Source organism: Arthrobacter sp. AK01 (genome assembly GCF_021109375.1).
In the GTDB taxonomy this organism is placed as follows: Bacteria; Actinomycetota; Actinomycetes; order Actinomycetales; family Micrococcaceae; genus Arthrobacter.
Genome location: NZ_JAJOHP010000040.1, coordinates 36,745 through 47,602, shown reverse-complemented (window position 1 = coordinate 47,602; position 10,858 = coordinate 36,745). Strand labels below are relative to the sequence as shown.

The window sequence follows — 10,858 nt, the reverse complement described above, 5'->3', positions numbered from 1 at the left end:
CGGCGGGGCCGTGGTCGGCGCCCCGCGCCCGGCCGGGGGGGGGGCGGGGGGGGGGGGGGGGGGGGGCGCGCGGCTGGTTGGTTGCTGGCGGGCGCCCCGGCCGGACCCGCCGGCCCGCCCCCCACCGCTGCCCCCACAAGCGCCCCGAGCCCCACCCCGATAAGGATGCCCAGGAACGGGGAATTGAAAACCAGTTGGCCAACGATGAGGCCCACGGCAGCCCCCAGGAGGCAGCCGATCCACAGTTGGTTGTTCATGGGGCCTCCAGGACTGGAACCGTCAGGTACGGGGCGCCGCGCGGCGGGAACCAAGGACCCTCTTGCGGGGGAGCTCCCCCGACTCCGTGTCAGCCTCGCGGATGGCTGACCACGACGCCGAGACGAGATACACCTGGCTCACCAGGTTGAACCAGATCAGCAGGCCGATGATGATGGCGAAGGATGCCAGGACGGGGTTGTTTCCGGACCTGGCCAGGAGTTCGGTGCTGAAGAACTGAAGCACGGTGGTCCCGACGCCGGCAAGCACGACGCCTTCAAGCAGGGCACGTTTCCCCAGCTTAAGGCCACCGGCAATGCGGAACAGGACTGCCGCCGTCGCGCAGTTCAGCAGGAGTGGCACCACGATCTTGACGGTGGCCGCGATGGGGGCGGCCACCGCTTCGTCCAGCTTCAGCAGGCCGATGAGCCAGTCGGCGGCGGTGCCAAAGATCAGGGAGGCTCCGGCGCTAATGACCAGGATGACACCCAGGAGCAGCAGGGTGCCGGCGTCGATGAGTTTCTGGAGGAGGCCGTTGCGCTGGAGTGGATCAGCGTTCATCACTCCCCGTAGGCCTTCCCTGACACTGGCTATCCAGCCAAGCGACGTGAAGATGGTAATGGCCGCTGCGATCAATGCGGTCCAACCGAGCCCGGACGGATTAAGCAGTGACTGCGGATCTACCAGCCCCTCGCCGCCGTTTACTTGGAGAAGTCCGGGCGCAGCGGAGGCCACGCTTCCGATCACGGCATCTTCCAGCACAGGATTGCCGCCCAGGACGATGCCCGCAATGGCGAAGCCGGTGGTCAGCAGACCCGTGACGGAGAAGAACATGTTGAAGCCGATACCTGCACTCAGCAGCGGCCCGTGCTGCCGTGAATAGTGCTGGAAGGAGCGCATGGCGCGGTTGGTGTTCAGCCTGGCCATGAACAGGGCGAAGAATGCTCCTGCCTTCTTCGGCAGCCCCTCGCCGGAGCGCTTGGCCTGGCCCCAGTCCTGCCTCTTGCGCAGAAGTTGTAATTTGAGCTTGGCCAGCTCAGTTGGCAGCGGAGGAGCGTCCGCCTCCATGGCGTGAATCCGCTTGCTGTTCTTCGTCAGTATCGCCGCCAAAGTCGAGCTCTTCCCGTAGCTGCCAAATTCCGTTGGTGTCGTGCTCGTAAAGTCCCATGCTAACCACAGGGAAGGTCGCCCGGTAATCTCTGAGGACCGTTTCGGCCTCGTCGAGGTTTTCCTGGGCTACATCGTGCGCCACCGTGACGTGCGGGTGGTACGGGAAAGGCAGCAAGCGCTCGAGCGGACCGGTTTGAAGTTTCTCGTGCAACTGCACGCACTCTTCAAAGCCTTCTTCCACGTTGACGAACACCACCGGTGAGACGGGCCGGAACGAACCGGTGCCCGAAATGGTGATGTCGAACGGCTCCTGTGTCCGCGCCACCTCCCGCACATGTTCCCGGGTAGCGGCCCAGTCCTGGGTGGGTGTGGTGGTGATCAGCGTGATGTGGGCAGGAATGACCTCGGCCATCGGATCACCGAAAGAGGCCCGCCATTCCTGCAGTTCACGGGCGATCTCCGGGGGGAAACCAAGGATGACACCCACGCACATAGTGTCACCGGCACCGCAATCGGTGCCGGTGACAGCGGGCTGGCGAGAGTGGTCTGGACCGACACCCTTGCGGGCATCGGTCTTGACGTTGAGCTGGCCAGCGGAGCACATGGAGTTAGCGGACTCCCAAGTCGCGGTGTGCATCGCCGCGGTAGGGCAGGAAACCGACCTTGGCATACACATCGGCCAGGGTGGCTGAGGCAATGTCGCGTGCCTTGTCCGCTCCGAGGGCCAAGAGCCGGTCCAGTTCTGCGGGATCGGCCAGGAGTTCGTTGGCTCGCTCCCGGATGGGTGCCAGGTGTTCCGAGACGAGTTCGGCGAGATCAACCTTGAGGTGGCCGTACATCTTGCCCTGGTAGTCGGCCACGATCTTCTCCACCGGTGTTCCGCTGATGGCCGAGTAGATGGTCAGCAGGTTGGAAACGCCCGGCTTGTTCTCGCGGTCGTAGCGGATCTCGGTTTCAGTGTCGGTCACGGCGGACTTGATCCGCTTGGCCACAGTCTTGGGATCATCCAGGAGGTTGATCAGGCCGGCCGGTGATTCCGCGGACTTGGACATCTTGGCAGTGGGGTTCTGGAGATCGTAGATCTTCGCGGATTCCTTCTGGATGAAGGCCTCGGGAACTTGGAAGGTCTCCCCGAACCGGCTGTTGAAGCGGTTGGCCAGGTCCCGGCTGAGCTCCACGTGCTGGCGCTGGTCTTCGCCTACCGGCACGCCATGCGGCTGGTAGAGGAGGATGTCGGCAGCCTGCAGGATCGGGTACGTGAACAGGCCAACGCTGGCGTGGTCAGAGCCCTGCTTCTGTGCTTTGTCCTTGAACTGGGTCATCCTGCCGGCTTCACCCATGCCGGTGATGCAGTTCAGGACCCACGCCAGCTGGGCGTGCTCTGGTACTTGGGACTGGACAAACAGGGTGCACTTGTCCACGTCCACACCGCCGGCGATGTACTGGGCAGCTGTAACCCGGGTGCGTCGCGCAAGTTCGGCAGGGTCCTGCGGCACGGTGATGGCGTGCAAATCCGGGATGAAGTACACGGCGTCGTACTCGTCCTGCATACGGACCCAATTGACCAGGGCGCCCAGGTAGTTGCCCAAGTGCAAGGAGTCGGCGGAAGGCTGCATGCCGGACAGGACACGGTGCTTGGCGCCAACGGGCAGCTTGGTGGACGTTGCGGGCTGGGGTTCGGTCACAGCAGCAGCGGTGCCGGTTTCAGTCGTGGTGGAACTAGTCATGGAGGAAAACCTTAGGGAGCTTAGAGCCGGTAGTCGACTACCAGCGGTGCGTGGTCGGAGAAGCGGGTGTCCCACGATGGCGCCCGGTCCACTACAGCCGAGAAAGCAGCGGCGGCGAGATCCGGTGTGGCCAGGTGGTAGTCGATGCGCCAGCCTGTGTCAGTGTCAAAGGCCTTACCGCGCTGGGACCACCAGGTGTAGGGGCCGGCGACATTTCCTGCCAGGCCCCTGTGGACATCCCTCCATCCGATTTCTTCGCCGAGGAAGCGGTCAAAGTACGCGCGCTCCTCCGGGAGGAAGCCGGCACGCTTAACGTTGCCCTTCCAGTTCTTGATGTCGAGTTCAGTGTGTCCGACGTTGAGGTCTCCCACGACCAAGGCGTGGTCGCTGTGCTTGGCAAGCTCAGGCAGGCGCACGGTCATGGCGTCGAGGAAGCGGAACTTGTCGTCCTGCTTGGGTGTCCCCACCTCTCCGGAGTGCACGTAAGCACTGACGACGGTGAGGGTGGCGGGTTCACCGGCACCGTTGTTCACGGTGTAGTCGGCTTCAACCCAGCGACCGGATGTATCGAAGTAATCGTCGCCGATGCCAACGCGGGTGGCAGTGGGTTCCTCACGGGAAGCAATGGCGACCCCGGCGCGGCCCTTGGCTTCAGCTTCGGAGTGCAGGATGTGCCAGCCGTCGCCGATCAGCTTCCTGACGATGTCATCAGGTGCCCGGACTTCCTGCAGGCAAAGAATGTCTACCTCGCGTGGCTCCAGCCATTCCGCCATGCCGTTCTTGTAGGCAGCCCTGAGGCCGTTGACGTTAACTGATGCGATGCGAAGGAAGTCCTTCTTCAATGCCGTACTCACCCGGTCCACTCTAGTCGATGATGGTGCCGGCTACGGGCTCGTCCGAGCCGCCGGATGACTTGATCATGTCGCGCGCATTGGTGGCCGTAATGGCAATGGTTTCCAGTGCGCGGTTGATGGTGTCCTGGTCCGCGGCGCCGCCCTTGGCGCGTTCCTCATCCACCACGCGGACCTGAACCTGGACGATCTTGAACGAATGGTCCAGTTTGAGGTCCCGGACCTCGTCTGCCTTGCTGCGCTCGGCAACGACGCGCGTGCCGCCGCTGTCGGCCGCGGACGACGACGGCGCGCGGCCTGCTGCGGCGTTAAAGGCGTTCTGCGCTTCGGTCAACTTTGCACCGGCACGCTGCGCGGCCTTGCGAATGCTCAGCACGACGAACGTGGCAAGAGCCAACCAACCGAATGCCACTACTGCCACGACCCAGCCCACAACATCGTTCTGGTTGGCAGCGAAAATGACAGCTACCAGGAAGGCGATGATAACGACGGTCATCCCCAGGCCGCCGATGCGGAAGCCCTTGAACATGCCTTTACCGGCGGGGGACGTGGACGGGTGCGGGTCACCGAGAGATTGCATGAACCTATTCTCTCAAACGCACAAAGGTGCCCGTGCCCGCTTCCACGGACGGCGAACACCGGCCCCCAAGCCCCGGGTTTTTGTACAGCTAACGCCCCCAAGATGCCGCTTTCGGGGCATTAGCTGTACAAAAACTCCATCACTTCAGGAACAGTTGGCGCAGCCTTCCGGTGGTCAGCATGATGCCGAGCGCGATCATCACCAGGTAGTAGCCCACGTGGATGGCGGTGGCCGGGCTGAACGAGCCCACGCTGATCTGCCGCAGCAGCTCCACGCCGTGCCACAGGGGCATGGCCTGGATGAACCACTGGATGACCTGCGGGTAGACGCTGAGAGGGTAGAACGTGGCACTGAAAAGGAACATGGGCAGCAGGAAGAAGTTGATCCAGTCCATCTGCTGGAACGTCTTCATGAAGCTGGTGATGCCCATCCCGAAGCTCGCGAACCCGAAGGCGATCAGCACCGAGGCGGGAATGACCAGGATGGCCCACCAACTGGTCAGCAACCCCATCACCCCCATGACGGCCGTGAATCCGGTGGCATAGAGCAGCCCGCGCAGGAGGGCCAGGAAGATCTCGCCGATGGCAACGTCCAGCGGCCCCAGGGACGTATAGAGCATGCCCTGGTAGAGCTTGGCGAAGTTCATCTTGAAGAAGACGTTCCACGTGGAGTCGTAAATGGCCCCGTTCATGGCCGAGACCGCCAACAGCGCCGGGGCAATGTAGGCCGCGTAGCTGATCTCCTCGCCGCCCGGACCTTGGACCGTGCCCACGATGGAACCCATGCCCACGCCCATGGCCAGCAGGAACAGCACGGGCTCAAAGAACCCGGAAACCATCACCAGCCAGGTGCTGCTTTTGGCCGCCATCAGCCCACGGCCCACCACTGCCTTGGCATTGCGTGAGTACAGCGAGCCAAACTTGCGCTCACGGGCAAGGTCCGTAACGCTGTGGCCACCTGTCAGGACACTCATGAGCCCATCCTTTTCACGAACTGGCGCCGGACAAGCAGCCACCCTACGGTAGCGGTCACCAGCAGGAAGACCACGTGGATGATGGTCAGCACAGGGTTTTGGTCCATTCCATAGGTGAAGACCCGCCCCAGTTCGGTTCCGTGCCACACTGGCGAAATCCAGCCGATCCAGCGGACCGCTATGGGCAACGAATCGAGGGGGAAGAACGTCCCCGAGAACAGGAACAGCGGCATGACAATGAAGCGCTGCACCAACGCGAACTGTCCCTTGTCCTGTTTGATGCTGGCGGCATAGGCCATGAGCGGCAGCCCGAAGGACAGTGCCGCCACCGTCGCCACAATGGCCGATACCCAGCCCCAAGGGCTTGGCGAAGCACCAAAAAGTGCCACCACCACGAAGTACACCACCGATTGCAGGAGGAACCTGAGGGTGCTGGCCATGATGTGGCCACTGGCAATTTGCTCCGGAATCAGCGGCGAGGCATGCGGACCGTAGAACACCCGTCGCCATTTGAAGCCGTCCATGATGGGGTAGGAAAACTCCCCCGACGCCGTCATCACGGCTGCGGAGACCAGCAAAGCCGGCGCCACGAACTCCAGGTAGCTGACACCGCCAAACGTGGCTTCACTGTTCGCATCCACCAAGCTGGCGAGCCCAACTCCCATGGCGAACAGGTACGCCACCGGCTGACCCACGCTGTACAGGACCACGGACCAGCCGTAGTTCCGCATGACGCGGAGGACCTGCTCCGCATAAAAGAAGGCGCCCCAGCGTCGCGCCCGGGCAGCCGAAACCTCCGGTGAGTGGGCCCGCAACGGGCGCTCCGCCGTCGTGATCGGCTTGTTCGCCGGGTCAGTCAACGAGGCTCCTGCCGGTCAGCCGCAGGAACACGTCCTCCAGCGATGAGCGGCGCACCAGCGACGTCACCGGACGCAGCCCGCGGGCACTGACCTGCTCCAGTGCGGCCTCGCCGTCGTGCGCGTAGATCAGCACGCGGTCAGGCAGCGTCTCCAACCTCTCGCCGATGCCTTGAAGTTCGACGCCGATGGTGGCGTTCCGCTCGGACCCGAACCTGAGCTCAAGTACTTCGCGCGAGGAGTGCTCGCGGATGAGGTTGGCCGGAGATCCCTCTGCCATGATCCTGCCCTTGTCCACCACGATCAGGCGGTCGCAGAGTTGCTCGGCCTCGTCCATGTAGTGCGTGGTGAGGATGAGCGTGACTCCGCTTTCCTTCAGCCGGAACAGCCGGTCCCAGAGGATGTGCCGAGCCTGCGGATCAAGGCCCGTGGTGGGCTCGTCCAGGAGCAGGATCCGGGGCTCGTTGATGAGCGACCGGGCGATGGTGAGCCGCCGCTTCATGCCGCCGGAGAGCGCGTCCACCTTGGAGTTGGCTTTGTCCGTCAGCTGCGCGAACTCCAGGAGCTCGTCCGCTTTCGGGCGCAGATAGCTCAGGGGCAAACCGAAGTACCGCCCGTAGACAATCAGGTTCTCGCGGACCTTGAGCTCTTCATCCAGGTTGTCCTGCTGCGGGACCACGCCCAGGTGCGCCCTCACTTCGGGGCCGTGGGATTCGGGATCCAGGCCCATGATGCTGAGTGAGCCGGAGGTCCGCTGGGAGACGCCGCCAATCATTTTCATGGTGGTGGATTTACCGGCGCCGTTGGGGCCCAGCAGCCCGAAGGACTCCCCCGCAGGTACGTCAAAGGAGATGTTGTCCACGGCGGTGAGATCACCATAGGTCTTGGTGAGGTTCCGCGCGCTGATGACGGTTGGTCGGTTCATGTCGACGCTGGTTCTCGACGATTCGGCTTGTGTTTCAGAGCGGGTTGCTTCATTGTGCACCCTCAGCAGACTAGTAGCGCCCACCGACATGTGAAAGGGCTCTTGCACATATTGTTGCAAGAGCCCTCTCGTTTAGCGCGTGTGAACCTAGGCGATGCCTGCCTGGCGCTCTGCGCTCTCCACGACGTTAGCGAGCAGCATGGCACGGGTCATCGGACCCACGCCGCCCGGGTTCGGGGACAGCCAGGCGGCGACGTCGGCAGCGGCCGGATCCACGTCTCCGGTGACAACAGCTTTACCGTTGCCATCGTCCACGCGGCTGACGCCGACGTCGAGCACGATTGCGCCCGGCTTGAGGTCTTCAGCCTTGATCATGTGCGGCACGCCGGCAGCGGCAATCACGACGTCGGCCTGCTTGAGTTCTGCGGGCAGGTCCACCGTTCCGGTGTGGGCCAGGATGACCGTGGCGTTGACTTCCTTACGGGTCAACAGGAGGCCGATGGGGCGGCCGATGGTGACGCCGCGGCCAACCACCAGGACACGCTTGCCCTTGAGTTCGATGTTGTGGCGGCGGAGCAACTCCACACAGCCCTTGGGCGTGCAGGGCAGCGGGGACTTCATCTCGCCGTTCACGTTGGCCACCAGGCGGCCAAGGTTCATGGGGTGCAGGCCGTCGGCGTCCTTGTCCGGGTCCATGGCTTCCAGGATGACGTCCTGGTCAATGTGTTTGGGAAGCGGAAGCTGGACGATGTAGCCAGTGCATTCGGGGTTGTCGTTGAGCTCGCGGACAACCTCCAGGAGGTCTTCCTGGCTGATGTCCTCGGGGAGGTCGCGGCGGATGGACTGGATGCCAACCTCGGCGCAGTCCTTGTGCTTGCCGCCGACGTACCAGGTACTGCCGGGGTCCGAGCCCACCAGGATGGTGCCCAGGCCGGGGACGATTCCCTTGGCGGCCAGGACGGAAACGCGAGTGGTCAGTTCTGCCTTGATGGCTGCGGCGGTGGCCTTGCCGTCAAGGATCTGTGCGGTGGACTGTGTCATTCCATCTGCTCTTTCTGGTGGGTGACCTATGTTCGAAAGCCTTTGACAGGCTCATGCCAACGGGACCCGCCGCCGTAGGTGTGGCGGCGGATCCCGTAGGCTCCGGTTCAGTGCCCGGGTGATGCTTTAGCAGCGAGGCCGTTTACCACTGCTCGTGCTGCGGGTACAGCGGGAAGTCAGCGGCCAGTTTGTCGACGCGGGCCTGGAGGCTTTCGACGTCGGCGGCGGAGCCTGCCTTGAGCGCGGTGGCGATGATCTCGGCAACCTCGGTGAACTCGGTGGCACCGAACCCGCGGGTAGCCAGGGCAGGCGTACCGATGCGGAGGCCGGAGGTGACCATCGGCGGGCGGGGATCGAACGGAACAGAGTTGCGGTTCACAGTGATGCCCGCCGAGTGCAGGAGGTCTTCGGCCTGCTGACCATCCAGCTGCGAGTTGCGGAGGTCAACCAGGACCAAGTGAACGTCGGTGCCGCCGGTCAGGACCGAAACTCCGGCCTCGGCAACATCGGACTGGTTCAGGCGGTCTGCGATAATCTTGGCACCTTCGAGGACGCGCTCCTGGCGTTCCTTGAACTCCTCGCCAGCGGCGATCTTGAACGCGACAGCCTTGGCCGCGATCACGTGCATGAGCGGCCCGCCCTGCTGGCCCGGGAAGACGCTGGAGTTGAGCTTCTTGGCCCACTCCTGCTTGCCAAGGATCACACCGGAACGCGGACCTGCGAGGGTCTTGTGCACCGTGGAGGTGACGACGTCGGAGTACGGGACCGGGCTCGGGTGCAGACCGGCTGCAACCAGACCGGCGAAGTGCGCCATGTCCGTCCACAGGAGTGCGCCAACTTCGTCCGCGATGGAGCGGAAGGCAGCAAAGTCGAGGTGGCGGGGGTACGCGGACCAGCCGGCGATGATGACCTGGGGCTTCTCAGCGATGGCCTGCTCGCGGAGCTTGTCCATGTCAATGCGGAAGTTGTCTTCTTCAACCTGGTAGGCAGCTACGTTGTAGAGCTTGCCGGAGAAGTTGAGCTTCATGCCGTGGGTCAAGTGACCGCCGTGTGCCAGGGAAAGACCAAGAATCTTATCGCCCGGGGTGATCATGGCGGACAGTGCTGCAGCGTTTGCCTGGGCGCCGGAGTGCGGCTGGACGTTGGCGTACTCCGCGCCGAACAGTTCCTTGACGCGGTCGATGGCGAGCTGCTCAGCGACGTCGACGTATTCACAACCGCCGTAGTAGCGGCGGCCCGGGTAGCCCTCGGCGTACTTGTTGGTCAGGACGGAGCCCTGGGCTTCCATCACCGCGCGGGGCGCAAAGTTTTCGGACGCAATCATTTCCAGGGTGCCGCGCTGGCGGCCAAGTTCCTGGTTGAGGACTGCTGCGATCTCGGGATCGAGATCGGCGAGCGACTGGTTGCTGACAGACGCGGAAGTGGTTGTGGTAGTCACGGAAATCTCCTGGCTAGGCAACGGGTGGTGCTACAGGTCAGGCTACCGGCAGCAGCATTCCCGCGCCCCTTTTTTGACGGAGGGATCGGTCACGTGCGTGCAGCGGTAAGACATGACCCTCGGCCCAGGCGTACGATCCGTGGTCTTCATGATTGCCGCTCCCTGGTGGTAGTCCACCCAACGCCAGTTGCTACCCGTTAACAGTACAACAACGCAGCACAGGTAGGCTTGATCGTGTGACTGAATCCACCGCTTTCGTAGTAACACTTTCCTGCCCCGACCGCCCCGGCATCGTCCACGCGGTAGCCGGAGCCCTGCTGGAGGCCGGCTGCAATATCGCCGATTCCCAGCAGTACGGAAGCCCCAGCACAGGCAACTTTTTCATGCGCGTGGAGGCATCGACGTCGTCCTCCCAGGACGAACTGGCCACCGCGCTGCGTCCTGTAGCCGAATCGTTCGGTATGACCTGGCAGATCAATCCTGTTGGCGAAAAGGTCCGCACCATCATCCTGTGCTCCAAGGACGCGCACTGCCTGAACGACCTCCTGTTCCAGCAGCGCACCGGCACCCTGCCCATCGACGTGCCGGCCATCGTGTCCAACCACCGGGACCTTGAGTCGTTGGCGGAGTTCTACGGCATTCCGTTCCACCACATCCCAGTGACGCCGGAAACCAAGCCGCAGGCCGAGGCGGAGCTCCTGAAGCTCATCGCCGAACACGACGTGGAACTGACCGTCCTGGCCCGGTACATGCAGGTCCTCTCCAACGATCTCTGCACGGAGTTGAACGGCAAGGCCATCAACATCCACCACTCGTTCCTTCCCTCCTTCAAGGGCGCCAAGCCGTACCACCAGGCCCACGCCCGCGGTGTGAAGATCATCGGCGCCACCGCCCACTATGTGACGGCGGACCTGGACGAGGGGCCGATCATCGAGCAGGAAGTCATCCGCGTTGACCACGCCCGCACAGCTGCACAGTTTGTCCAGATGGGCCGCGACGTCGAAGGCCGTACGCTGACCCAAGCAGTTCAGTGGCACGCCGAACACCGCGTGCTCCTGGACGGCACCCGGACCGTGGTGTTCAACTAGCGCCACTCCTAAG

General features: G+C 63.4%; 11 protein-coding genes. 1 reads left to right on the top strand and 10 read right to left on the bottom strand.

The annotated features are described in order from the left end of the window. Window positions 1–279: 279 nt before the first annotated feature. The 10 genes from LN996_RS14890 to glyA form a co-directional block, all read right to left on the bottom strand. Complete coding sequence (locus LN996_RS14890; RefSeq protein WP_231341143.1) at window positions 280–1,365, bottom strand: YihY/virulence factor BrkB family protein; 1,086 nt, start codon at window positions 1,363–1,365, stop codon at window positions 280–282. Next, window positions 1,292–1,969, bottom strand: a complete 678-nt coding sequence (locus tag LN996_RS14885; protein ID WP_231341142.1) for a 2'-5' RNA ligase family protein — start codon at window positions 1,967–1,969, stop codon at window positions 1,292–1,294. Before LN996_RS14885 ends, LN996_RS14890 begins: the two co-directional genes overlap by 74 nt. 4 nt (window positions 1,970–1,973) lie before the next feature. Next, window positions 1,974–3,092 (bottom strand): tryptophan--tRNA ligase, encoded by a 1,119-nt coding sequence (gene trpS / locus LN996_RS14880; RefSeq protein ID WP_231341141.1) that lies wholly within the window; start codon window positions 3,090–3,092, stop codon window positions 1,974–1,976. Window positions 3,093–3,112: 20 nt separating this feature from the next. Further along, window positions 3,113–3,946: an exodeoxyribonuclease III gene (locus LN996_RS14875; protein ID WP_231341140.1), complete on the bottom strand. Its 834-nt coding sequence runs from the start codon at window positions 3,944–3,946 to the stop codon at window positions 3,113–3,115. A gap of 10 nt (window positions 3,947–3,956) precedes the next feature. Continuing rightward, a complete protein-coding gene (locus tag LN996_RS14870; RefSeq protein ID WP_231341139.1) occupies window positions 3,957–4,523 on the bottom strand; it encodes a hypothetical protein in 567 nt (188 codons plus the stop codon). 139 nt (window positions 4,524–4,662) lie between these two features. Continuing rightward, on the bottom strand, window positions 4,663–5,496 hold the full coding sequence (locus LN996_RS14865) for an ABC transporter permease (RefSeq protein WP_231341138.1): 834 nt from the start codon (window positions 5,494–5,496) through the stop codon (window positions 4,663–4,665). Then, the gene (locus LN996_RS14860; RefSeq protein ID WP_231341137.1) at window positions 5,493–6,356 is read right to left on the bottom strand and encodes an ABC transporter permease; all 864 of its coding nucleotides are present in this window, start codon (window positions 6,354–6,356) and stop codon (window positions 5,493–5,495) included. The genes LN996_RS14865 and LN996_RS14860 overlap by 4 nt, the downstream gene beginning before the upstream one ends. Then, window positions 6,349–7,278: an ABC transporter ATP-binding protein gene (locus LN996_RS14855; protein WP_231341136.1), complete on the bottom strand. Its 930-nt coding sequence runs from the start codon at window positions 7,276–7,278 to the stop codon at window positions 6,349–6,351. Before LN996_RS14855 ends, LN996_RS14860 begins: the two co-directional genes overlap by 8 nt. 147 nt (window positions 7,279–7,425) lie before the next feature. Further along, window positions 7,426–8,319, bottom strand: coding sequence for a bifunctional methylenetetrahydrofolate dehydrogenase/methenyltetrahydrofolate cyclohydrolase (locus tag LN996_RS14850; RefSeq protein ID WP_091466032.1), 894 nt, complete (start codon window positions 8,317–8,319; stop codon window positions 7,426–7,428). 142 nt (window positions 8,320–8,461) lie between these two features. Next, window positions 8,462–9,757, bottom strand: coding sequence for a serine hydroxymethyltransferase (gene glyA, locus LN996_RS14845; protein WP_231341135.1), 1,296 nt, complete (start codon window positions 9,755–9,757; stop codon window positions 8,462–8,464). Window positions 9,758–9,993: 236 nt separating this feature from the next. On the opposite strand from glyA, the gene purU reads away from it, so the two are divergent. Beyond that, window positions 9,994–10,845, top strand: a complete 852-nt coding sequence (purU, locus tag LN996_RS14840) for a formyltetrahydrofolate deformylase (protein WP_231341134.1) — start codon at window positions 9,994–9,996, stop codon at window positions 10,843–10,845. Window positions 10,846–10,858 lie beyond the last annotated feature (13 nt).